Source organism: Streptomyces sp. TLI_55 (assembly GCF_900206255.1).
Lineage (GTDB): Bacteria > Actinomycetota > Actinomycetes > Streptomycetales > Streptomycetaceae > Streptomyces > Streptomyces aquilus.
In genome coordinates this window covers 6,826,534-6,850,693 of sequence record NZ_OAOJ01000001.1, presented here as the reverse complement: position 1 = coordinate 6,850,693, position 24,160 = coordinate 6,826,534, and the positions used below count along the sequence as shown (strand labels likewise).

General features: G+C 70.0%; 17 protein-coding genes. 4 read left to right on the top strand and 13 right to left on the bottom strand.

Annotation, left to right across the window (positions count from 1 at the left end; all coding sequences use genetic code 11):
* Positions 1 to 933: 933 nt before the first annotated feature.
* Both CRP56_RS31605 and CRP56_RS31600 read right to left on the bottom strand, forming a co-directional pair.
* Positions 934 to 2,667 carry a DUF4192 domain-containing protein gene (locus CRP56_RS31605; RefSeq protein ID WP_097269738.1) on the bottom strand — a complete coding sequence of 578 codons (1,734 nt, stop codon included), beginning with the start codon at positions 2,665 to 2,667 and terminating at the stop codon, positions 934 to 936.
* 191 nt (positions 2,668 to 2,858) lie between these two features.
* Entirely contained in the window at positions 2,859 to 5,018 is a 2,160-nt protein-coding gene (locus CRP56_RS31600) for a RecQ family ATP-dependent DNA helicase (protein ID WP_097269735.1), read from the bottom strand.
* Between the two features lie 308 nt (positions 5,019 to 5,326).
* Here CRP56_RS31600 and CRP56_RS31595 point away from each other — a divergent pair, with 308 nt between their 5' ends.
* Entirely contained in the window at positions 5,327 to 5,959 is a 633-nt protein-coding gene (locus CRP56_RS31595) for a hypothetical protein (RefSeq protein ID WP_097269733.1), read from the top strand.
* 421 nt (positions 5,960 to 6,380) lie between these two features.
* Here the strand turns inward: CRP56_RS31595 and CRP56_RS31590 are convergent, their stop codons facing one another.
* From CRP56_RS31590 to CRP56_RS31580, 3 genes are all read right to left on the bottom strand, one after another.
* A complete protein-coding gene (locus CRP56_RS31590) occupies positions 6,381 to 7,016 on the bottom strand; it encodes a hypothetical protein (RefSeq protein ID WP_097269731.1) in 636 nt (211 codons plus the stop codon).
* 68 nt (positions 7,017 to 7,084) lie between these two features.
* A complete protein-coding gene (locus tag CRP56_RS31585) occupies positions 7,085 to 7,786 on the bottom strand; it encodes a ribonuclease HII (protein ID WP_097274638.1) in 702 nt (233 codons plus the stop codon).
* Between the two features lie 116 nt (positions 7,787 to 7,902).
* Positions 7,903 to 8,526: a TetR/AcrR family transcriptional regulator gene (locus CRP56_RS31580; RefSeq protein ID WP_097269729.1), complete on the bottom strand. Its 624-nt coding sequence runs from the start codon at positions 8,524 to 8,526 to the stop codon at positions 7,903 to 7,905.
* Between the two features lie 186 nt (positions 8,527 to 8,712).
* Between CRP56_RS31580 and CRP56_RS31575 the strand changes: the two genes are divergently transcribed.
* Positions 8,713 to 10,260 carry an MFS transporter gene (locus tag CRP56_RS31575; protein WP_097269727.1) on the top strand — a complete coding sequence of 516 codons (1,548 nt, stop codon included), beginning with the start codon at positions 8,713 to 8,715 and terminating at the stop codon, positions 10,258 to 10,260.
* Between the two features lie 318 nt (positions 10,261 to 10,578).
* Here CRP56_RS31575 and CRP56_RS31570 read toward each other — a convergent pair whose 3' ends face one another.
* From CRP56_RS31570 to CRP56_RS31560, 3 genes are all read right to left on the bottom strand, one after another.
* On the bottom strand, positions 10,579 to 11,484 hold the full coding sequence (locus CRP56_RS31570; RefSeq protein ID WP_097269725.1) for an ADP-ribosylglycohydrolase family protein: 906 nt from the start codon (positions 11,482 to 11,484) through the stop codon (positions 10,579 to 10,581).
* A gap of 12 nt (positions 11,485 to 11,496) precedes the next feature.
* Positions 11,497 to 12,156 (bottom strand): histidine phosphatase family protein, encoded by a 660-nt coding sequence (locus tag CRP56_RS31565; protein WP_097269722.1) that lies wholly within the window; start codon positions 12,154 to 12,156, stop codon positions 11,497 to 11,499.
* Positions 12,157 to 12,275: 119 nt separating this feature from the next.
* Entirely contained in the window at positions 12,276 to 12,881 is a 606-nt protein-coding gene (locus CRP56_RS31560; RefSeq protein WP_097269720.1) for a YdbC family protein, read from the bottom strand.
* A gap of 148 nt (positions 12,882 to 13,029) precedes the next feature.
* Here CRP56_RS31560 and CRP56_RS31555 point away from each other — a divergent pair, with 148 nt between their 5' ends.
* Positions 13,030 to 13,563: a TerD family protein gene (locus tag CRP56_RS31555; RefSeq protein WP_097269718.1), complete on the top strand. Its 534-nt coding sequence runs from the start codon at positions 13,030 to 13,032 to the stop codon at positions 13,561 to 13,563.
* Between the two features lie 98 nt (positions 13,564 to 13,661).
* Here CRP56_RS31555 and CRP56_RS31550 read toward each other — a convergent pair whose 3' ends face one another.
* Entirely contained in the window at positions 13,662 to 16,556 is a 2,895-nt protein-coding gene (locus CRP56_RS31550; protein ID WP_097269716.1) for a vitamin B12-dependent ribonucleotide reductase, read from the bottom strand.
* Between the two features lie 163 nt (positions 16,557 to 16,719).
* The gene (gene nrdR, locus CRP56_RS31545) at positions 16,720 to 17,265 is read right to left on the bottom strand and encodes a transcriptional regulator NrdR (protein ID WP_059198554.1); all 546 of its coding nucleotides are present in this window, start codon (positions 17,263 to 17,265) and stop codon (positions 16,720 to 16,722) included.
* A 563-nt stretch (positions 17,266 to 17,828) separates the two neighbouring features.
* Here nrdR and lexA point away from each other — a divergent pair.
* On the top strand, positions 17,829 to 18,608 hold the full coding sequence (gene lexA / locus CRP56_RS31540; protein ID WP_059198553.1) for a transcriptional repressor LexA: 780 nt from the start codon (positions 17,829 to 17,831) through the stop codon (positions 18,606 to 18,608).
* 152 nt (positions 18,609 to 18,760) lie between these two features.
* Here lexA and CRP56_RS31535 read toward each other — a convergent pair whose 3' ends face one another.
* The 3 genes from CRP56_RS31535 to CRP56_RS31525 form a co-directional block, all read right to left on the bottom strand.
* Positions 18,761 to 20,731 (bottom strand): ATP-dependent DNA helicase, encoded by a 1,971-nt coding sequence (locus CRP56_RS31535; protein WP_097269714.1) that lies wholly within the window; start codon positions 20,729 to 20,731, stop codon positions 18,761 to 18,763.
* 303 nt (positions 20,732 to 21,034) lie between these two features.
* On the bottom strand, positions 21,035 to 21,850 hold the full coding sequence (locus CRP56_RS31530) for a GNAT family N-acetyltransferase (protein WP_097269712.1): 816 nt from the start codon (positions 21,848 to 21,850) through the stop codon (positions 21,035 to 21,037).
* Between the two features lie 55 nt (positions 21,851 to 21,905).
* Complete coding sequence (locus CRP56_RS31525) at positions 21,906 to 24,038, bottom strand: IucA/IucC family protein (protein WP_441349502.1); 2,133 nt, start codon at positions 24,036 to 24,038, stop codon at positions 21,906 to 21,908.
* Positions 24,039 to 24,160 lie beyond the last annotated feature (122 nt).

Genomic DNA, 24,160 nt, shown 5'->3' with positions numbered 1-24,160 from the left:
TGCTCCGTGGAGATGGCGAGGCCCGGAAGGGCGAGGCAGATCAGAGTGGTGTGGGTGGATGGCAGATCGGCGGGTCGACGGGGCGGCGGGAACTGGCCACCGAGGGGTGGTGCGGCCGAGGCACGAGGTGTCTGCCCCGCGGTCCGGGTTGACGCCGGGCCACGGGGCGCGGGCCGGGCTGCCATAGCCGGGCTTGCGCGATGTGGCTGGTCTGCCGTGGACGGGCTCGCGGGATGCGGCCGGCCAGACGTCGGCGGGCTTGAGAGAGGCGGCCGGTCTGATGCCGCCGGGCTTGGGGGATGCGGCCCGTCTGACGCCGCGGGACTCGACGGATGCGGCCCGTCTGCCATCGGCGCACTCGACGGATGCGGCTCCTCTGCCGTCGGCGGACTCGACAGATGCGGCTCCTCTGCCGTCGGCGGACTCGACGGACGTGGCCAGTCTGCCGCCGCGGTGGACTGCGGGCTGGGCCTTACGACCGGGTCCGGCTGCTGTAAGGCCGTCGAATCCGAGACAGAGCGGTGATCGTCGGCGGTGGAGGGCGGAGTCGGCTGATACATGGGCGGCCTCTTCTGCGCTCGGTGCGCCTTGGGCGGGTGCGGCATCGGCGGGGCGGGATTCTGAACGGTGGCGGGACTGTGAACGGGGGTGCGGCGGCAGGTCCGTCCACGCGTTCCGCCACTCAGGTGAACGGAGCAGGGCTCCTCAGGGTCACGCCTCCAACCGCCGAAGCAGACCGGATGGCGGCGGGGCCGGCCGACGGCGTCCCCGCAGGTGTGCCCGCAGCCCGCCCTGCCCCTCACCCTCGCCCTCGCCCTCGCCCTCGCCCTCGCCCTCGCCCAACCGTCCCCGCTATCCCCACAGCAGCAACCCCCGTAGCCCCCGCAGCCGCAGCTCCAGCCCCCGAGTCAGCCATCCTCGCCCCACACGCCATCACCCAGTCCCCGCCTCCCCCACGCCCCCAGACCGCGCACCACCCCCGCGCACGTCCCGTCCGCTGCCGTCAACCCCCTTACGAGCACGACCGGCACGAGCCGAATCGGGCCGCGTGCCTCCCGCCGACGGACGCGCCGCACCAGGCCGCGCGCCTCCCCCCGCCGAAGCACGAGACCGGGAACCCACCCCGGGACCACGCCCCTCCCGCTCCCCCTTCGCCGAACGAGCACCGCTCGTACCCGTGTCGGCGGATCGCGTCCGGCGTCGACGGCCGGAAGCCACCGCGGGCGCCGAAAGCGGCACGGACGAGGCGGCCTCGCCGGCCCCTACCGCGGCCTCGGTGTCCTCGTCGGCTGCCACACCTCCCGCGTCCGGCCCATCCGGCCGCCCCACCCCGGCCACGGAGTCGACGGCTCCCACAGGCTCCGTCCGTCCCTTCTCGCCGCGTTCCGACCGCAGACAACGGCGGATCGACTCCGGGTCCAGTCCCTCGTTGCAGGCCTGGTGGAGCAGGCGCGCGAAGAGGTAATCGGGGTCCGCACCCAGGGCCATGGCCAAAGCCTCCCTCGCCTCCAACTGGTCGCCGGTCGACCATGCGACCCAGCCGGCGAGGGTCAGCGGCGCCGCTGCGTGTTCGCCGTACGGCCCGACGCAGCGTCGGGCGAGGGCTCGCCACAGCCGTAGGGCGGGACCTGCCGCGTCCCCTTCCATCCACTCCGCCGCGCGGTCTCGGGTCGTGCGGTCCTGGAGGCCGAGGATCAGCGATGCGGCCTCGTCGTGGCCCAGCAGTTGGTCGTCACGGAGATCCGCAGTGAGGATGCCGGACACGGCCGGTGCCTGCTCGAAGCGCCGCATGACCTGTTCGGCAAGCTCCAGGGTCTCCGCGGCCACACCGGCGCGACCGGCCTCATCGAGGATCCTCGGAACAATCGCCATGCCGGCGGTGTCGAGGGCGATCTCCTGGGCCAGGACGGAGGCGTTCTCCCAGGGCATCAGCCTGCCCCGCAACTCCCGCAAGGTGCCGCGTACTTGGAGGCCGGCGTAGGTGGCGGCCGCGGCCAGCACCGACGTGCCCGGCAGGCCCATCGACTGCCCCTCGGGCGGACAGCACGCCTCGCTCACACAGCAGTAGGACCAGAAGCGGCCGTCGGAGATGCAGAGTGCCTCGATCACCGGCACGTCGCGGGTGCCGCACTCGACACGCAGTTGCTGGGCGAGCGGCCGGAGTCGTTCCATCACCTCCCGCCCCGACTCTCCCGGGCCGGGCTCCTGGCAGAGGTAGGCGACCATCTGGTCGGGACGGGCTCCTCTGCGCTCGCTGCCGGTGATCAGTCCGTGGGCCAACTGCCCGGCCACGGCAGGCCAATCGTCGGCGTTCGCGGGAATGCCGAGCCGGGCCCGCCCCCCGAAGCGGCCACGTCCGTCCTTGTCGCGGAGGGCGACCAGGACGATGCTGTCCTCCGGCCGGTAGCCGAGCAGATAGGGCAGGGCGTCGGCCAGTTCGGCCGGGGTGCGCAGGGTCACCTGTTCGTCGCCGTGGCCGTCGTACGCGAGGGAGTCGACGCCTTCCGCCTGCGCCGGGTGCTCGTCTCGCGCACCGAGCCTCTTGCGGGCGCTGCCTCCCGTCGCCTCGCCGCTTGCGGGAGTAGTGGAGATTTCTGCGTCGGATGCCTCAGTTTCGGCATTTCCGTGGCTTTCGGGGGATCCAATAGTTTCGCCGTGGTTCGTCATGCCCAGACGATCTCGCGAATCGCAGGATTCCGCTTTCGCCTGTGGATAACTCGGGCCAGGGACACGTCAATTCATCGCGGGCCAGGGAGACGTCAATTCCACTCCGGCCAGGGGCACGACGATCCGCCCCTGCCTTCACCACGGACCACCTGCCGAGCGCGCACGCAAGGCGTCGCTCCCGCCGAGGCGACTCAGCCCGCCGCAGCAAGCACCAGAGGCAGCACCCGCTCGCTCCCGGCCCGGAGCAGCAGCCGGGCCGCGACCGCCAAGGTCCAGCCGGAGTCGGTGTAGTCGTCCACGAGCAGGACGGGGCCGGGCGTGGCGGCCAGTGCTTCGGCGAGTTCGTCGGATACGGCGAAGCTGCCGGACAGCGCCCTGAGCCGCTGGGCGGAGTTGCTGCGCCGGGCCGCGTGCGTACCCCCGGGGCCCGTGTACGTCAGCGTGCCCAGGAACGGGAGGCGGCCGATGCCGGCGATGCCTTCGGCGAGGGAACCCACCAGTCGGGGGCGGGCCAGGGACGGTACGGCGACGACGCCCACCGGCCGGGCGGCGGCGTCCGGGGCATCAGTGGCCCACCCGCCGGGCGATCGCGCCCAGTCGGCGAGAACGGCCACCGCGGCCCGCAGCACGTCGTCGGGGACCGGACCGTCCGGCGCGTCCTCGGCCAGCAGCGGGCGCAGCCGGTTGCCCCAGCCGATGTCGGAGAGCCGCCCCAGGGCGCGCCCGGTGGAGCACTGCTCCTTGGCCGGGATACGGCCCTTGAGGTCGATACCCAGCGCGGGCATCCCGGTCGGCCACATCCGGCGTGGTTCGACCTCGACGCCCGGACGGTCCAGTTCCTTCGTCGCCGCCGTCAGCGTCTCCGTCGAGACAGAGGTGTCGGCCCAGGGGCCGGCGCAGTTGTCGCAGCGGCCGCAGGGGGCCGCCCCTTCGTCGTCCAGCTGACGGCGCAGGAATTCCATCCGACACCCCGTCGTACTCACGTAGTCGCGCATGGCCTGCTGCTCGGCCGCGCGCTGGCGTGCCACCCAGGCGTACCGCTCGGCGTCGTAGACCCAGGGCTCGCCGGTGGCGATCCAGCCGCCCTTGACCCGCTTGACGGCCCCGTCGACGTCGAGGACCTTGAGCATGGTCTCCAGCCGGGTGCGCCGGAGGTCCACGACCGCCTCCAGGGCGGGCACCGACAGCGGTCGGCCCGCCTCGGCCAGCGCCGCGAGGGTCTGGCGGACCTGTGCCTCCGGCGGGAAGGCGGTGTCGGCGAAGTAGCGCCAGATGGCCTCGTCCTCCTTGCCCGGCAGCAGCAGCACGTCGGCGTGGGCCACACCGCGTCCCGCGCGGCCGACCTGCTGGTAGTAGGCGATCGGCGAGGACGGCGAGCCGAGATGGATGACGAAGCCCAGGTCGGGCTTGTCGAAACCCATGCCCAGCGCCGAGGTCGCGACGAGCGCCTTGACCCGGTTCTCCAGCAGGTCGGTCTCGGCCTGGAGCCGGTCGGCGTTCTCCGTGCGCCCCGTGTAGGAGGCGACCTGGTGGCCTCGCTGTCGCAGATGGGCGGTGGCCTCCTCGGCGGCGGCGACCGTCAGCGTGTAGATGATTCCGGAGCCCGGCAGCTCGTCCAGGTGCTCGGCGAGCCAGGCCAGGCGGTGTGCGGCGTCCGGCAGCTGGACCACGCCGATGCGCAGGCTCTCGCGCTCCAACGGTCCGCGCAGCACCAGGGCCTCTCCTGCGCCGGTGCCCAGCTGCTCGGCCACGTCCGCGGTGACGCGCGCGTTGGCCGTCGCGGTGGTGGCCAGCACCGGAACCCCGGGAGCAAGCTCGGTGAGCATCGCCCGCAGCCGGCGGTAGTCGGGCCGGAAGTCATGCCCCCAGTCGGAGATGCAGTGCGCCTCGTCGACCACCAGCAGACCGGTCGTAGCCGCCAGCTTGGGCAGCAACTGGTCGCGGAAGTCGACGGAGTTGAGGCGCTCGGGGCTGACCAGGAGCACGTCGGTCTCGCCCCGCTCCACCTCCTCGTGAATGGTGTCCCACTCCTCGGGGTTGGCCGAGTTGATGGTGCGGGCCCTGATCCCGGCCCGCGCCGCCGACTCGACCTGGTTGCGCATCAGCGCCAGGAGCGGCGAGACGATCACGGTCGGGCCCGCGCCGCGCCGGCGCAGCAGCGCGGTGGCGACGAAGTACACCGCCGACTTGCCCCAGCCGGTGCGCTGCACCACCAGCGCGCGCCGACGGTCCTCCACCAGCGCCGCCACCGCCTGCCACTGGTCCTCCCGCAATCGCGCGGAGCCGTCCGGGGCCCCGACCAGCTCGGCGAGGACGGCATCGGCTTCGGCGCGGAGTTCCAGGTTGTCCATGCCTCCATGCAACCCGATGGCACTGACAATCGGCCACTTCACAACGCGTGACACCAGGCATCCCGTGCGTCAGGCACGCGCGTGTGACTTGCGTCGCAAGGTGAAACACCGGGTAGGGATATAAACCACACACCGTCAGATACCGGTCGGTGGCCCCAATTGCTCGTTGCCGCATTCAAGTTCGACAGGAAGAATTGAACTCCGCTCCCCGCACGGCTCGCCCGTGGTCCGGTAGGGCTCTGCTGCGGCGTGCGTTCCCCCGAATCCGACCCCGCCCGCAGTGTGGGCGCGTAGCCGAAGGGAGGACCGTGACCTTCGGATTCGCTCCGTCCTCGGCGGCATCCACGTCGACGTCTGCCGACCTGTCCGCCGCATCCAACCCGCTCACCCGTCTGCTCGAACCCGCGGAGTGGGCCGCAGCCGGGATTCCCCTGCTGCGCAATCCCCGCGAGGTCGTCAGCGGACTGCACTCCCGGCATCGTCCGACGACCGCGACGGCGATCGTCGCCGTCCTCGACGCGGACGAACGGCTGCGCGCGAGCGCCTCGTTCACGCGCCGCCCGGCACCGGCCGACGGTTGGATGTTCCGCAACGCGCTGCTCGCCCAGCTGCGCCGGGTCATCCCGCACGACCTGCGCCGCCGCACCCCGGTGCGTACGGCCGTGCTGCTGTACTGCCGTGACGGCGACGCGCGTTGGACGGAGGAGGACGGCGCGTGGATGTGGGGGCTGCGCGACGCCTGCACACTGCACGGACTGCGTTGCGGTGCCTACATCACGCTCACGCGTGACGGCTGGCAGGTTCTCGGTGAGGGCCGCGGCGGCCGTCGGCCCAACTCCACGTCGGCGCCGGAACCTTTCGCCCTGTCCGAGGCGCCGCCTCCGCTGCCGCGCACCGGCGGTGCCGCGTCAGAGGTACTGCGCCGCGCGGCAGCCCGCTGAGACTCGGGAAGGTGCCCAGGGCACCTTCCGGAACACTGAACCGACCGCCCCGTGCACCGACACACCACTCGGCTCCGCCGGTCGTTCAGGACGCACGAAGGCATACGACAGCGCGCGTCGCCGTACGGCCTCACAGGAAGTCGTACGGCGTGAGGTTCGAGCGTGCGGGAAGTCCTGGCACTCCGGGCAAGGCGTGCCCTGCCTCTCGGGTGGCTCGCATGCACGGCGGAGACCGAAGCGGGATCTCCCCGGTCAGCATGCAGCCCCGTCAACGGCTCAGCCGCGCCGGAGCAGACTTCGCCGAGGGCACGCGCACGGACCACCCGCAGGCGTCCGCGCACGACAAAACCCCCACCGTGCAGGCGCCGCCGCGGCGGCGCCTTCGTCACCCCGGCGTTCCCCCGGGTTCACCGGGACGGGCTCAGACGCCCGCGCCCAGCACCGAGTTGATCTGCTGCGGGTCGCCGCAGACGATCAGCAGAGCGCCGGCCCGGCTGTGGGCCAGGGGAAGAACGGTGGCGGCGACGGCTTCGGTACCGCCATTGACGGCAACGACGACGACGGGGCGCGAGCCGGCACGGCCCGCGGCGTCGGCGTCCAGGTAGAAGACGTCGTCACCCGCGTCGTGCTGGGCCCAGTAGGAGGCTTCGCCGAAGGACAGCTCGTGGGTGGCCCACGGGTGCTGCTCGCCGGTGGTGATCACCAGCACGTCACCGGGGGCACGACCCGAGTCCAGGAGCAGGTCCACGGCTTCCTCGGCGGCGTCGAGCGCACCGTCGGCGGAGGCCGGGATCAGCTGGATCTGCGGGGTCACCTTGGCCGGAGCGGCGGTGCGGGGAGCCGGGCCCGACGGTCCGGGCGTGGCGGCCACGTCATGCGGCGCACGCTGCACCGGAGGCGTGGGGCGGAGGGGTCCGGGACGACCGGGACGCGGGTGCGCCGCGGGCCGGGGGCCGGGTACGGGGCGGGGGGTCGGCGCGGTACGGCCACTGGCCGGAGTGGCGCGGGGACCCTGGGCACTCTCGTGAATCTGAGGCTCCTCGGGAGGGAGAGGCATGAGCTGACTTTTATCAAACATTGGTGCGGTTCGCGTCGGCGGGTGGCACATAAATGCGTGCGGAACGATCAGAAATCGAAGCCGAGCTGGCCCTCGATCTCCGGAACGCGTCCGTCCGCCCAGCTGCGGACCTTCTTGAGGTGCCGCCACTGGGGCAGCGCATCAAGATACGCCCACGACAGCCGGTGGTACGGGGTGGGTCCCCGCTCCTCCAGCGCGGCCTTGTGCACGGGTGAGGGATACCCGGCATTGTCCGCAAAACCGAAGTCTGCATGGTCGATACCCAGTTCGGCCATCATTTTGTCGCGCTGAACCTTGGCGATCACCGAGGCCGCCGCGACCGCCACGCACGACTGGTCCCCCTTGATCACCGTACGGACCCGCCACGGCACCCCGAGATAGTCGTGCTTGCCGTCGAGGATCACCGCCTCGGGACGGACCGGCAGGGTCTCCAGCGCGCGGACCGCCGCCAGACGCAGGGCGGCCGTCATGCCCAGCTCGTCGATCTCCTCCGGAGAGGCGTGCCCCAGGGCGTACGACGTCACCCACGTCCGCAGTTCCTCGGCAAGCTCGGTACGCCGCTTGACGGTGAGCAGCTTGGAGTCGGTGAGGCCTTGGGGGGGTCGGCGCAGTCCGGTGATCGCCGCGCAGACGGTGACGGGGCCGGCCCACGCACCGCGCCCCACCTCGTCGACACCGGCAATGACCTTGGCTCCGGTCGTGGCGCGAAGGGAGCGCTCGACGGTGTGTGTAGGTGGTTCGTACGGCATGGCGTCCTTAGCGTACGCCGCCTGGATCACCCGGCGACACCCTGGTTCCTCGAATGGCGTCCCGCTGGGCGCGATGCCTCCTCAGTCAGCGGCCCGACGGCCGCCGCGAGGCCTCCTCAGTCACCGCTCGGCCGCAGCAGCGGGACCATGAACTGGTCGATCATCTCCTGCAGCTCCTGGTCACTCCATTCGCTTCCGCTCATCTTGGAGCGGTACATCATCATCGCCGGGATCGCGTCGAAGACATAGCCGTTCGCGGCATCGGCACGCACCTCTCCCCGCTCGATCCCACGGGTGATGACCTTCCCGAGCAGCCTGAGCGTCGGCTCCACGACCCCTCCGAAGATCACGCCATGGAAGCGCTCCGCCTGAGCGTCGTCGCATTCGTGAATCACTGCGCGGAGCGCGAAGCCAGGACGTGAGTACATCGCGTCGCGCGCCTGCCGGCAGAGCGCGAGGAGGTCCTCGCGGAGCCCTCCCAGGTCCGGCGCCTCGTCGATCAGCGGCAGTCCGGCCTTGAGCGCATCCGCGACGAGGTCCTCTTTGGAGGGCCAGCGACGGTACACCGCGGCCTTGCCGGTCTGGGCGCCTGCGGCGACGCCCTCCATGGTGAGGCCCTTCCAGCCGACCGTGCTGAGCTGCTCCAGCGCGGCGTCGAGGATCGCGCGTTCGAGCACGGCGCCGCGCCGACGGAGGGAGGCCGCCTGAGCGGGGGCGGCCGTCCAGCGCGAGGTAACCATCTGAGTTTCTCCAGCGAGCAGGGGAAGCGGGGATTCCGGGGACATGGGGAAGACGCACGGCGACGACGGGGGACACGCCGCGCGACCACAACCTAAGTGAACGCTTGCGTTCACTATGGAGGACTCACTACCGTGGACGCGACAGTGAACGCGAGCGTTCACTAACGCACTTGTGGGGGACCCATAGTGACAACCTCTCAGTTGATCAAAGATCAGAAGCCAGGTGCGGCGCGCCGGGAAGGACACCCCGGCATCGCGCTCGCCGTCATCGCGGCCTGCCAACTCATGGTGGTACTCGACGCGACGATTGTGAACATCGCACTCCCGCACATTCAAGACGCTCTGAAGTTCAGCACCACCGACCTCACCTGGGTCGTCAGCGCCTACACCCTCACCTTCGGCGGTCTGCTGCTCCTGGGCGGCCGCGCCGGTGACATCCTCGGTCGGCGGCGGGTGTTCACCGCCGGCATCCTGCTGTTCACCTTTGCTTCGCTCCTCGGCGGACTCGCCCAGGAACCATGGCAGTTGCTGGCGGCCCGCGTCCTGCAGGGCGTGGGTGGCGCGATCGCCTCGCCCACCTCGCTGGCCCTCATCACCACCACGTTCCCCGAAGGCCCGGAGCGGAACCGGGCCTTCGGAGTCTTCGCCGCCGTCTCGGCGGGCGGCGGCGCGATCGGACTGCTCGCGGGCGGCATGCTCACCGAGTGGCTCGACTGGCGGTGGGTGCTCTTCGTCAACGTGCCGATCGGTGTTCTGATCGCCGTTCTCACGCCGCTGTACATCAGCGAGTCCGAGCGGCACACCGGCCGCTTCGACATCGCGGGCGCACTGACCTCGACGGCCGGCATGGCGTTGCTGGTCTACGGCTTCATCCGCGCGGCGGACGAGGGCTGGCGGGACGGTCTGACGATCGGGTCCTTCGCCGCCGCGGTCGTCCTGCTGCTGTCCTTCGCGTTCATCGAGACGCGCGCGAAGGAACCGATCACCCCGCTGCGGATGTTCGCCGACCGCAACCGCTCGGGCACGTACGTGATCATGCTGAGCCTGGCCGCGGCGATGTTCGGCATGTTCTTCTACATCGTCCTCTTCGTACAGAACGTGCTGGACTACACCCCGATCGAGGCGGGCCTCGCCTTCCTTCCGGTGACGGTCGTGATCGCGCTCGGCGCGGGTCTGTCGCAGCGGTTCCTGCCGGTGCTCGGCCCCAAGCCGTTCATGCTCGTGGGCTCGGCCCTCGCGGTGATCGGCCTGTTCTGGCAGACCCTGATCAGCTCCGACAGCACGTACGCCGGAGGTGTGCTCGGCCCGATGCTGGTGTTCGGCTTCGGGATGGGCCTGAACTTCGTCACGCTGACCATCACCGCGGTCTCCGGCGTCGCCCAGCACGAGGCGGGCGCGGCATCCGGACTGCTCAACGCGACGCAGCAGGTGGGCGGTTCGCTCGGCCTGTCCATCCTGACCACGGTGTTCGGCTCGGCCAGCAAGGACGAGGCGGAGAAGCAACTGCCCCACTTCATGGCCGACGGGACGGCGGAGCAGAAGGCGGAGTTCGCCAAGACGCATCAGCTGCCCGCGCCCTGGGGCCACGAGGTGCTCGCGCAGGGCATCTCGATGGGATTCGTCGCGGCGGCCGCGATGGCCGTACTCGCCCTCGCCACCGCCTGGCTGGTCATCCGGGTCCGCAAGAGCGACCTGGAAGCGCTCGCGGGCACGGCGGGTCCCGGGCTCGGCTGACCGGAGGGGGCTCGCCCAGAGCCGTGGACGGCCGGACCCGGACCTCGCCCGCACGACGGAGGACGAGAGCGCCGGTCCGGTCGTCCACGCAGCGAGAGTCAGCAAGCCCACCAGGACCCACATCCCGTACATGCCACCCCCTGCGCCCCTCGTACGACACCTGGCCGCGTGTGCCCATGGATCACACGGCGGATACCACGAGAACGCACGGCTGGTTACGCAGAGTTCCCGCCCTGCACGGAGAGTTTTCGCGCACTCGGTGATCGACCTGATCCACCCCGCGGACGGAGATCGACACCGCTACCGCACGGGGCCGCCTCAGCCGGCCACCGCCAGCCATTCCGGCAGCGCCTCGGTCCGACCCACCCACTCGGCGGGCGGCGCTCCCGCCTTCCCCGAGGCGATGATGCCGCCCACGATGGCGCAGGTCGTGTCCACGTCGCCCCCCACCTGGGCGGTCGACCAGAACGCCTCCTCGTAGTCACCGAGAGACCGGGCGGCCGACCAGATCGCGAACGGCACCGTGTCATGAGCCGTCGTACGCCGACCGCAGCCCAGCACGGCCGCGACGGTGCTCACGTCGCCGTAGTCGAGCATGTCCCTGGCGCGGCGCAGGCCCGCGCCGACGGCGGACTTCGGGACGAGCGCGACGACCCCGTCGAGGAGCTCCTCGGGGGTGGGCGGGCCACTGGGGGCCGCGACCAGCGAGGCCGCCGCGGCGACCGCCATGGCACCGACCACGGCCTCACGGTGCTGGTGCGTGGGGTAGGCGGAGATCTCCGCCTGATGCGTCGCCTGCTCCGGGTCGTCCGCATACCAGGCGCCGAGCGGGGCGATCCGCATCGCGGCGCCGTTGCCCCAGGACCCTTGTCCGTTGAAGAGTCCGGCGGCGAGCTCACGCCAGTCGCCGCCTTCGCGGACCAGTCGCAGCAGGCGGTTGACCGCCGGGCCGTAGCCGCGGTCGAAGTCGTGGTGATGGGCGAAGGACTGCGCGAGCGCGTCCTGGTCGACGCGGTGGTGGGCGGCCAGGACGGCCACCACGGAGCAGGCCATTTCGGTGTCGTCCGTCCACTGCCAGGGCTCGGACGGCAGCTCGCGGCGCTTGAGCAGCGGGTAGTTCACCGGCACGAAGAACTGTGAGCCGAGAGCGTCTCCGACCGCGAGCCCGCGCAGGCTGGACAGGGCGCGGTCCAGGCGCCCGTCGGGAGAGGAGTCAGCGGTCATCGCTCTGCCACTCTATCCGGTGATCCCGTACGGTTCCGGATCTCGCCAGCGGTCAAAGGGCCGGTCAAGGGCGTACCGGCCGTCGTCACCGAGAACGAGCATGCGCATCTCGGCGTTCCCGGGATTAGCCAGCGACTCGAATTCCGCCACGCTCCAGTGGAACCAGCGCATGCAGAACAGGCGCATGGCCAGACCATGGGTCACCAGCAGGACGTTCGGTGGATGGTCGGGGGCCTCGAAGCTGCGGAAGAGGCTCTCCAGGAAGCCGCCGACCCGGTCGTAGACGTCAGCCCCGGACTCCCCCTGGGCGAAGCGGTAGAAGAAGTGGCCGTAGGCGTCCCGATAGGCCTTCTGCAGCCGTACGTCGTCGCGGTCCTGCCAGTTCCCCCAGTCCTGCTCGCGCAGCCGCGGCTCCTCACGCACGCGTACCTGCTCCGGGTCGAGGTGGAAGGCGCGGAAGGTCTCGTGGGTGCGGCGGTACGGCGACACGTAGACGCTGACGCGTTCGCGGCCGAATATCTCGCGCAGCCGTTTACCCGTCTCCTCCGCCTGCTGCCAGCCTCGCTCGGTCAGTGCCAACGCGTGGTCGGGCTCGCGTTCGTACACGGTGTCATCAACATTGCCCGTTGACTCGCCGTGCCGGACAAGGACGATGCGCCGTGGTCGTGCCATGCCAAAACCCTAGATCGGTTCAGGCCCGATCGAGCACCCCTACGGCCTCCATACGGCGTAGGTCACACATTTCCTGCACCACAGGCCTCACAACGACTCACGTGTAGCGGGTCCGGATCTCAAACCGTCCAGGTCGGTTCGAGCTGCACGATGTCTCCGGTGAGAGAGGCCACGTCGGCCTCGATCTGGGCGCGCAGAGCCAGCCGCTCGACGCGTTCCGTGCGGTACTTGCCGTGCTCGGCGGCCGACTGCCACATCGACAGGACGATGAACTCGTGGCCCGGCGCCTCGCCGAACAAGCCGCGGATCATGCCGGGCGAGCCGGCCATCGCCGGGTTCCAGACCTTCTCCTGCATCAGCGTGAAGTGCTCGGCCCGTTCCTCGTGGACCCGGCAGTGCGCGACGCGCACCAGGTCGGCGTCGGTGAAACGCGGCTCGAACCCGGTCTTCACGTCGAAGCGATAGTCGAACAGCTTGACCTGCGCGTCCTTGAACGTGCCGGACTGTGCGGACGCCAGCCGGTCGTGGGAGCGGGCCATGAAGGAGTCGTAGAACGGACGGCTCTCCCAGAAGGAGAAGATGTGCGCCACCCCGGTCCGCCCCCGGCTCCAGCCTCCGCCCTGTCCCCGAAACCCCGGCTCACCGAGTAGCCCCGCCCACTTTCGCTGCCCCCGCTCGAAGCCGCGGCGGTCCACCACGGTGCAGCGAATCCACTTGACCAGCACCGCGCCATCGTAAGGCCACCCAGCGTGGCGTCGGTCACGCTCCGGCAGAGATCTCTCCCGCGCGGGATGCCGAGCGCGTGGCAGGATGGACAACCGGCCCTGACCTCAAGGCAGTTCGGGCCGCGACACACGGGGAAGGGGAAGCCTGGTGAACGGCCTCAACAAGGGGATCCGCAAGGTCGAAGTCGCACTGAAGTGGGACCCGAGTCCCCCGGGCCACGCGGCCACCGACCTCGACATCGTTGCCGCGCCCTACCCGGCGAGCGATCCGTACGGCGACCCTGGTTACGTGGTGCACTTCGACAGCCGCTCCCCCGACGGCACCATGTACCTCAACCGGGACAGCAAGGACGGCAAGGGCTTCGGCTGGGACGAGGTCATGACGCTCGAACTCGACCGGCTCGACAGCCGGTACGCGCGCGTGGTGGTCGGCATAGTCATCCAGCAGCGCTCCGAGGAGCGCACGTTCGTCGGGGTGGCCAACCCGGCGCTGCGCATCCGTGAGGGCTACACGGTCCTGACCGAGGACGACTTCGGGACGGTGCTCGGGGCCACGGCGGCGACCGTCGCGGAGTTCGTCCGGGACGGCTCCGGGACCTGGGAGTTCCGTCCGGGCATCCACGGCTTCGAGGACGATCCTGCGGGGTTCACCGCGGCCATGGGGAAGGCACACCAGCCCTGACCCGCGCCACGCGGACACGCAAAGGAACACGGACGAGCAAGAGGCGGTGGAGCCGGAACCGGCCCCACCGCCCTCACATGTCACTCACGCGTGCGTGATCAGCTGCAGCCGCTGGTCGAGCCGCAGCCCTCGCAGATGTAGCAGGAACCGGCCCGCTGCATCTTCGTACCGCAGGAGAAGCAGAGCGGGGCGTCGGCCTGGATGCCCAGCTGCATCTCCACCAGCTCGGCGCTGGTGTGAGCCTGCTTCGGGGCGGGCTTGGCTGCCTCGACCTCGGCCTTGGGCGTGGCGACGGCCTTCAGCTCCTGAGCGCGCGGCGCCGACTGGGCCAGGCCCTCGACGTCGACCTCTTCCTCGGTCGGCTCGTAGGAGCCGGTCTCGAGGTGCCGCTGACGCTCCTCGGCGGAGTGGATGCCGAGCGCGGAGCGCGTCTCGAAGGGCAGGAAGTCCAGCGCCAGGCGGCGGAAGATGTAGTCGACGATCGACTGCGCCATCCGCACGTCCGGGTCGTCCGTCATGCCGGCCGGCTCGAAGCGCATGTTCGTGAACTTCGAGACGTACGTCTCCAGCGGCACGCCGTACTGGAGGCCGACCGAGACCGCGATCGAGAAGGCGTCCATCATGCCCGCGAGGGTGGAGCCCTGCTTCGACATCTTCAGGAAGACCTCGCCGAGACCGTCGTCCGGGTAGGAGTTGGCGGTCATGTAACCCTCGGCGCCGCCGACCGTGAAGGACGTCGTGATGCCGGGACGGCCCTTGGGGAGGCGCTTGCGGACCGGGCGGTACTCGACGACCTTCTCGACCGTCTCGCGGATGGTCGCCTCGGCCTTGGCGGTGACCTCGGTCTTCACCTTCTCCTTGGTCTTCGCGGAGAGGGGCTGGCCGACCTTGCAGTTGTCGCGGTAGATGGCGAGCGCCTTGACGCCCATCTTCCAGGCCTCGAAGTAGATCTCCTCGACCTCCTCGACGGTCGCCGACTCCGGCATGTTGACCGTCTTGGACAGGGCGCCGGAGATCCAGGGCTGGATCGCGGCCATCATGCGGACGTGGCCCATCGCGGAGATGGAGCGCTCGCCCATGGCGCAGTCGAAGACCTCGTAGTGCTCGTGCTTGAGGCCGGGGGCGTCGACGACATTGCCGTTCTCGGCGATGTGGGCGACGATCGCCTCGATCTGCTCCTCCTGGTAGCCCAGGCGGCGCAGGGCCTGCGGGACGGTGCCGTTGACGATCTGCATCGAGCCGCCGCCGACCAGCTTCTTGAACTTGACCAGCGCGAGGTCGGGCTCAAGACCGGTGGTGTCGCAGGACATCGCGAGACCGATGGTGCCGGTCGGGGCGATGACGGACGCCTGGGAGTTACGGAAACCGTTCTTCTCACCGAGACGCAGCACGTCCTGCCAGGCCTCCGTGGCGGCGGCCCAGATCGGCGTGTCCAGGTCGTCCATGCGGACGGCCTTGGTGTTCTCGTCCGCGTGCTGCTTCATGACCCGCAGGTGCGGCTGCGCGTTGCGGGCGTAGCCGTCGTACGGGCCGACGACCGCGGCGAGTTCGGCGGAACGCCTGTACGACGTGCCGGTCATCAGGGAGGTGATGGAGCCGGCGAGGGCACGGCCGCCGTCGGAGTCGTAGGCGTGGCCGGTCGCCATCAGCAGGGCGCCGAGGTTGGCGTAGCCGATGCCGAGCTGGCGGAACGCGCGCGTGTTCTCACCGATCTTCTGCGTCGGGAAGTCCGCGAAGCAGATGGAGATGTCCATCGCGGTGATGACGAGCTCGACGACCTTGGAGAAGCGCTCGACGTCGAAGGACTGGTGGCCCTTGCCGTCGTCCTTGAGGAACTTCATCAGGTTCAGCGAGGCGAGGTTGCAGGACGTGTTGTCCAGGTGCATGTACTCGCTGCACGGGTTCGAGCCGTTGATACGGCCGGACTCCGGGCACGTGTGCCAGTGGTTGATGGTGTCGTCGTACTGGATGCCCGGGTCGGCGCACGCCCAGGCGGCCTCGGCCATCTTGCGGAACAGGGACTTGGCGTCGACCTCCTCGATGACCTCACCGGTCATCCGCGCGCGGAGGCCGAACTTGCCGCCCTGCTCGACGGCCTTCATGAACTCGTCGTTCACGCGGACCGAGTTGTTGGCGTTCTGGTACTGGACGGAGGTGATGTCCTCGCCGCCCAGGTCCATGTCGAAGCCCGCGTCGCGCAGGGCGCGGATCTTCTCCTCTTCCTTCACCTTGGTCTCGATGAAGTCCTCGATGTCGGGGTGGTCGACGTCGAGGATGACCATCTTGGCGGCGCGACGCGTGGCGCCGCCCGACTTGATGGTTCCCGCGGAGGCGTCGGCACCGCGCATGAAGGAGACGGGACCCGAGGCGTTGCCGCCGGAGGACAGCAGCTCCTTGGAGGAGCGGATCCGGGAGAGGTTCAGGCCGGCACCGGAGCCGCCCTTGAAGATCATGCCCTCTTCCTTGTACCAGTCGAGGATCGACTCCATGGAGTCGTCGACGGCCAGGATGAAGCAGGCGGAGACCTGCTGCGGCTGGGGCGTACCGACGTTGAACCACACGGGGCTGTTGAAGCTGAAGATCTGGTGCAGGAGGGCGTACGCCAGCTCGTGCTCGAAGATCTCGGCGTCGGCGGGCGAGGCGAAGTACTTGTAGTCCTCGCCGGCCTTCCGGTACGTCTTCACGATGCGGTCGATCAGCTGCTTGAGGCCGGTCTCGCGCTGCGGGGTGCCGACGGCACCGCGGAAGTACTTGCTGGTGACGATGTTGACCGCGTTCACCGACCAGAAGTCGGGGAACTCGACGCCACGCTGCTCGAAGTTGACCGAGCCGTCGCGCCAGTTGGTCATGACGACGTCACGACGCTCCCACTGGACCTCGTCGTACGGGTGCACGCCGGGGGTGGTGTGGATGCGCTCGATACGCAGTCCCTTGGTGGCCTTGGTGCCCTTGGCTCGGGAACCTCGTGCCGGACCGCTCGCCGTCTCTGTCATGCCGCCTCCCTGGTACGGGCGAAAACGCCCTGAAGTGCCCCGATGTTCCCGTGGCACGGTGTTCTGTCTTGTATTGCGGGCACCCACTCGCTACCGCCCGCAACAGGTCTTCGTCGCCGCCGTCCGGCCGACCCGGGCTCCGACGGCCGGGCCGCCCCATTGATCAGTCGGCGGCACCCGCGGGCTCGGGGACCGATACGGCCTCTCCCGCCCCGCGGTCGTCTTCTTCCTGGCTCCCCACGTCCGCGTCCACGTCGGGACGCCCCGTCGCCTCCCTCAGTTCCACGATCGCGGCCTCGAAGTCCTCGAGCGAGTCGAACGCCCGGTAGACGGAGGCGAATCGCAGATAGGCGACCAGATCGAGCTCCTGCAACGGGCCGAGTATGGCCAGCCCCACGTCATGGGTGGTCAGCTCGGCGCTTCCGGTGGCCCGCACCGCTTCCTCGACCCGCTGGCCGAGCTGGGCGAGAGCGTCCTCGGTGACAGGTCGTCCCTGGCATGCCTTGCGCACGCCGTTGATGACCTTGGTACGACTGAAAGGCTCGGTGACTCCGGACCGCTTGACCACCATGAGCGAACACGTCTCCACGGTCGTGAAACGACGGGAGCAGTCCGGACACTGGCGGCGCCTGCGGATCGACGTGCCGTCGTCGGTCGTACGACTGTCGACGACGCGGCTGTCGGGGTGCCTGCAGAAGGGGCAGTGCATGAACTCCCAACCCTCCTCACAGCAGACTCAATAGCCTCGCCGGGGCCCATGGGCCCCTCGAAGCAGCCCCAAGCATAGGCGATCTCAGAGGCCGCGGAGACCCGGGGGACCACAACTTCTGGGCTGCTGTAGCAATCCAAGCACTAGATGTAGGGATCGTCACCGCAAACACGCCGTACGCGCGTGTTGCTCTCGTATTGGCATGTGCCCCATGACCGGGGCGCCACGCGGGACATGGCCGTGCACAGGCGTACCGCTGCGGCGCATGCGGAGATACCGTGGGCGCCACACGGAGAGGACGTGGGACTCCCGCGCAGATGAGGGCCGCATCCCGGTTGACGGGACGCCGGATGGCAGACTGGGTCGACAACCCACGAGGTCATCACCCGGCGGTGAAGAGTACAACAAAGGGCCCTTTTGTCCGCCAGGCGCCGCGTTGGCTATACACCCAGGCACATGATCACGTCAGGTGAAGCAGACTTTTTCACTCGAACGTGTGTTTGGCGCAACCTTTCGAAAGCAACTACCGTTGTCCAGCAGGGAGACCATCGAGAGGGGCCGACGTGACCACCACCGCAGACAGTGCCACCATCACTGCCCAGGACCGCTCCCAGGGCCGACTCGAGCCGGTGCATGCGATGAACGAAGCCGTGAATCCCGAGGGACACAAGCGCTCCCTGCCGGGCCGACCTCCAGGCATCCGCGCCGACAGCTCGGGACTCACCGACCGACAGCGCCGGGTGATCGAGGTCATCAGGGACTCCGTGCAGCGGCGCGGCTACCCGCCGTCCATGCGGGAGATCGGACAGGCGGTCGGCCTCTCCAGCACGTCCTCGGTCGCACACCAGCTCATGGCACTGGAGCGCAAGGGCTTCCTGCGCCGCGACCCGCACCGCCCCCGCGCGTACGAGGTGCGCGGCTCCGACCAGGCCGCCTCCGTGCAGCCCACGGACACCGCCGGCAAGCCCGCCGCGTCGTACGTCCCCCTCGTCGGCCGCATCGCCGCCGGTGGCCCGATCCTCGCGGAGGAGTCCGTAGAGGACGTCTTCCCGCTCCCGCGCCAGCTCGTCGGTGACGGTGAGCTGTTCGTCCTCAAGGTCGTCGGCGACTCGATGATCGAGGCCGCGATCTGCGACGGCGACTGGGTCACGGTCCGCCGCCAGCCGGTCGCCGAGAACGGCGACATCGTGGCCGCCATGCTCGACGGCGAAGCCACCGTCAAGCGTTTCAAGCGCGAGGACGGCCACGTCTGGCTCCTCCCGCACAACGCGGCGTACGAGCCGATCCCCGGCGACGACGCGACCATCCTCGGCAAGGTGGTGGCGGTGCTGCGCCGCGTGTGACGGCCGCGGCGGGCAGGCCCTTTCGAGGTCCGCCCCCTGACCGGGCCCCGGGACCCCTGCGCCGGTTCCGGGGCCCAGTGCTGTGCGGCGTCTTCGGACGCCTGGGGCGCGGGTCTGCCCGACCGACACCGGTCGGGCAGACCCATGCCCCCTCACTCCGCCTGCTTGGCCACCGCGTCGATCGCGGCCAGCGACTTCCGGACCTGGTTACGGTCCGTCGTGAACCAGAAGTCGGGCAGTGACGCCTTCAGATAGCTCCCGTACCGCGCGGTCGCGAGTCGCTGATCCAGTACGGCCACCACACCACGGTCCCCCGACGCCCGTACGAGACGGCCGGCGCCCTGGGCCATGAGCAGCGCCGCGTGTGTGGCGGCGACGGCCATGAAGCCGTTGCCTCCCGCGTCCTCAACGGCCTTCTGGCGGGCGCTCATCAGCGGGTCGTCGGGCCGTGGGAACGGAATCTTGTCCATGACGACCAGCTGGCAGCTGGGGCCGGGGACGTCCACGCCCTGCCAGAGCGACAGCGTGCCGAACAGGCACGTCTTCGGGTCGGCCGCGAAGTTCTTGATCAGCTCACCGAGGGTCTCCTCGCCCTGGAGGAGGATCGGGAACTCGGGGATTCGGGAGCGCAGTTCCTCGGCGGCGAGTTGTGCGGCCCGCATCGAGGAGAACAGGCCCAGGGTGCGACCGCCGGCAGCCTGGATCAGCTCGGTCAGTTCGTCGAGCATGTCCGCGCGGTCGCCGTCCCGCGCGGGGCGCGACAGGTGCTTGGCCACATAGAGGATGCCCTGCTTCGGATAGTCGAAGGGCGAGCCGACGTCGACGCCCTTCCACTGCGGGAGGTCGTCACCCTCGGTGCCCTCGGGGGCCAGCCCCAGGGAGGCGCCCACTCCGTTGAAGTCACCGCCCAGCTTCAAAGTCGCCGAGGTCAGAACGACCGAGCGGTCCGCGAACAGCTTCTCCCTGAGCAGGCCCGACACCGACATCGGGGCCACGCGCAGGGACGCGCCGAAGCGGTCATGGCGCTCGTACCAGACGACGTCCCACTCGGAGCCGTTCGTGATCCGCTCCGCCACGTCGTGCACGGTCTCCACGGAGGCCAGCGCCTGCTTGCGGACCGCGTCCTCGTCCTGGACGGACTTGTCGCGGGTGGCGCCGATCGCGGAGATGACGGTCCTGGCGGCATCTCGCAGGGCCATGAGCGCGTAGCCGAGGTCCTCCGGGATCTCCTCCAGGCGGCCGGGAAGGGCGAGCTCCATCAGCCGCTCGAAGCCCTCGGCGGCGGTCTGGAGCTGGTCGGCGGCCTTTTCGTTGACGAGCTTCGCCGCGCGGCGCACCGCGCGGTTGACCTGGCCGGGCGTGAGCTCGCCGGTGGCGACGCCGGTGACCCGCGACACCAGCTCGTGCGCCTCGTCGACGATCAGCACCTCGTGCTGTGGGAGGACCGGGGCGCCCTCGATGGCGTCGATCGCGAGCAGCGCGTGGTTGGTGACGACGACCTCGGCGAGCTTGGCGCGCTCACGGGCGTTCTCCGCGAAGCACTCGGCGCCGTAGGCGCACTTCGTCGCGCCCAGGCACTCGCGCGACGACACCGACACCTGGGCCCAGGCCCGGTCGGAGACGCCGGGGGTGAGGTCGTCCCGGTCGCCGGTCTCCGTCTCGTCCGACCAGTCCCGCAGCCGCAGCAGGTCCTGGCCCAGCTTGCTGGTGGGGGCGGCCGCCTCGAATTGGTCGAAGAGACCCTCCTCCTCGTCCTGCGGCACGCCCTCGTGCAGTCGGTGCAGACACAAGTAGTTCGATCTGCCCTTGAGCATCGCGAACTCCGGGCGGCGGCGCAGCAGCGGGTGCAGGGAGTCCACCGTGCGGGGCAGGTCACGCTCCACGAGCTGGCGCTGGAGGGCCAGGGTGGCGGTCGCGACGACGACTCTCTCCCCGTGCGCGAGCGCGGGCACGAGATAGCCGAGCGACTTTCCGGTGCCGGTGCCGGCCTGGACCAGCAGATGGGAGCCGTCGTCGATCGCCTCCGCGACGGCTTCGGCCATGGTCACCTGACCGGGGCGCTCCGTGCCGCCGACGGCAGTGACGGCAGCATGCAGGAGTTCGGGGAGTGAGGGCTTTGTCATAGCGCGACAACCCTACGGCCCGGCACTGACAAACGAGTGGTCAAGGGTGAGACGAGGGGCTGGATCGGGCCTCGGTGAGGGCAGAGGCACGATCGGTTGGGGTCACTCGGGGGCGAGTGGGGTCGAAATCGGTCGCATGCGGTCGACACCGGCCGACTGTGTCTCCGCATGCCGGGTTTCGGCGCAATCCGCTCGGCTGGAAAACCTGGAAAAAGCTGTCTCGGGAGTGGGAACCGGAGCGGCCCGAGCGGTGTACCAAAAGTGATGACGATGTGACGCGAGGTGACATCGACCGGTATCGCGTCACAGCACATCGCGCAGTGACCGGTCGCGGACCATCAGGGCCGCTCGCTTCTCCGGCAGATCGATCTCGGCGGAGAAGCGGAAACCGGCACTCAGGAAGGCGGAGACGGAGGCAATGTTGCGAAGGTCGGGTTCCGCGATGACGCGTGAGCAGGCGGGCCGCTTGTCCAGCGTGAGATCGGCGACGGCTCTGAGGAGTGCGCTGCCGAGACCTCGCCCGCGGTCGGCGGCGGCTCCGATGAGGAGGTGGATTCCGGTGTCATGAGGCCGGGCGGGATAGTGGCGGGCCACGGGATCGAGGTCGGCCCGGTAGATCTCCCAGTAGCTCATGGCCGTGCCGTCCAGCATGCCGAGACAGGACACGCTCCGCCCGTCGCCGGAGAGCTGGGATCGCACATGGTCCTCCGTCCGGTTCTGGGGCCCGGCCAGCTCCCAGAACTCCGCGACGGCGGGGTCGTTCATCCAGCGGCCGAGAAGCGGGAGGTCCCGTTCGGCATGGACGGGAACAAGGTGGAACACGCCCACGGGTGTGTTCACAGGGCCCCAGTCGGCCACTCCGTCGAGGAGGTCGTCGCGGCCCGGGGCTACCGCGCTGAACTGCGCCCGGCTCTCTTCGCTGTCCGGTTCCGCATCCGCATCGGTGGCCTCCCCGGCGATGAGGGCGAGGAAGGCGTCGGGCAGGCGCAGTTCGAGCGTGTCCTCACAGTCCGTGCCCGAGTCCTCGACCGGACCGAGGTCGGTGCCGGCGGCTGCACCGGCATCGACGGTCGGGGCGGGGGCGGTGGTGGCTTTGGCGCTCGCGTCGGTGGACGGCACGGCGGCGCTCCTCTCAGGAGACGGGTCGGGGCATGTTCCTCAGGAATGAAGGTGGTCAGGTGTGAAGGGGGTTGGCGATGGTGACGTAAACGGACTGGGTGTCGACCGGGCCGACGAGTTCGTCGAGGCCGTGCAGTCGGGTCAGGAGATTGGCCTTGCAGCGCAGGACCGGTGAATCCAGCAGGCGAGCGGGAAGCGTGGTGCGCAGTCGAGCGGGTCCGGAGGCGACATCCCCCAGGAAACGGCGGAAGGCGGCGAGCAACAGACGCTCATCGGCCAGGCGTTGGGAGCCGAAGGCGCCGATGAGCCCGAGAACGTTGTTGAGGGCGAGGTAGTACGCGAAACGTTCGTCGGTGACCTCGTCGGAGACGAAGGTGTCACTGTGCTCGCCGATACCGGGCAGCCGGGCGTCGAGTTCGGCGCGCCGCGAGTCGCGGAAGTAGTAGCCCTGGTTGTCCCGGTAACGGCCGCCCCTGGGCCAGCCGTCGCCGTCCAAGAGGACCAAGGTGTTCTGCTGATGCGCCTCCAGGGCAATGCCGGCCTCCGCGTCGAACCACAGCACCGGGCGGACGACCTGCTCCAGGTAGCGCAGGAACCACTCGGCGGCGACCGCGCCCAAAGGCCGCCCCGTGCGGCCCGCGAGGCGGGTGACGACCTCGGCCAGTCGGGACCGCATGGCCGACTGCTCCACGGCAACTCCCGCACCGGCGCTGGTCGGCCGCGCGGGAGGCCTTGGCGCTACGAGTCCGGCGATGCACGAGACATCGTCGGTAGGAGTGAAGGGGTTGTGCCGGATCATCACGTCGAGGCCCGGCACTGGCCTGCCGTCCGGTCCGTCGACGGCCAGCCAGGCCGGATCGCGGACGATGTCGAAGCCGGGGTGCACGGCCTGCCACTGCTTGGCGAGTCCGCTGCGCAGCAGCCGGTGGACCTCGACGCCTCGATGGAGTTCTTTGCGGAGGTTCTGACGACGGGAGTTGGTGATGCGCAGGCCGAGCGACAGTTTGAGCATGGCGAACGCACCGGACCGGTGGACGGTGCGTACGGAGGAGGTGGGGTGCCAGGGTGCACCGTGTGTTCCGAGATCGCGGAGCAGTCCGGCCTCGAACAGTGCGGCGGTCGCGGGGTCGTGCCGGACTTCCCGCACCTGCCAAGGGTGCAGCGGCAGAGCCGCGTGACCGTCGGGGAGCGGTAGCCCCGATCCGGCGAGGCGCGTGGTGAGTTGAGGGGCGGGGACGGGGCGTCCGCGCTCGGTCCAGGCCGAGTCGGCGGCTAGGAGGGAGGGGGCGACAGCGATCCAGTGCAAGGTAAAGGCACCGCGCAACTCGGGTGAGTACAGCCGCGCTTCGGTGTCGGTCAGGCCCTCACGGCTCTTCGGTGTGGGGTGCAGGGGATGGCCGAGGACCAGGGCCTGTTCGGCCGCGAGGAAGAGGTCGGGCTCGTCCGAAGGATGCTCTCTGCGCTCGCGGATGAAGGTGGTGGTACGGCGCAGGGAGTCGGCGACGCGGGCTACGAGGTCGGTGCCGTCTGAGGCTGTGGCGGTGGGATGAGTTCCGGCCGTGGTGGCGGAGGCGGCGGATGAGGAGGACGTGTCCGCCGGGCTGTCTGTCGAGGGCTCTCTCGCGAGCAGTGCGGCGAGGGTGACGGCGTCAAGAGGTGGCGACTGTTCGGGGGAGCCGGCCAGTTTCGGTGGGCCGAAGCGGTGCCAGCCCGTCGGTGACCAGTAGTGGACGGGGGCCAGCAGGGCCGTGCCGCTGGCGGGCAGCGGGATGCGGAGGGTCCCGTGGGTGGGGGCGGGGAGGTCGGCTTCGCGTACCCAACAGCGCAGCAGGTTCTCCACGGCGGCGGACTCGGCGGCGGTGTACGGGTCGGGATGGTCCAGGGGGTCCGCTGTGGCGCCGCGCAGCCAGTCGGCGTTCAGGCGGGGTGCCGGTGGACGTGGGTGGCTCGTCGGTGCGGAGGTTTCGCCTGGGTCTGCCGCGGGCTGGTCGCCCGAACCGTCGACTCCCCTCGTGATCGTCAGCTCCCCCGCGGGCCTGTCGTCATCGGGCCCCAGCACCCGTGCCTGCTTCCGCTCCCAGTCCCGCCGCCCACGGCCTTGCTCCGGAACCCGTTCCCGCGAGCGGGGCCCGGAGACGCCTGTCGCTTCAGCACCCGGCCCCGGCTCGGTCTGGTGGGGAGGCTCCATCGTGGCGCGGCCTGATGTCGGCGTGTGGCTGAGGCCTTCGGGAGTCGGGGTGGTGTTCAAGGCTGTTCCTTGTGAGTGGGGCAGGGAGGGGTGTCCAGGTAGAGGGGTGGGGTGATCTATGA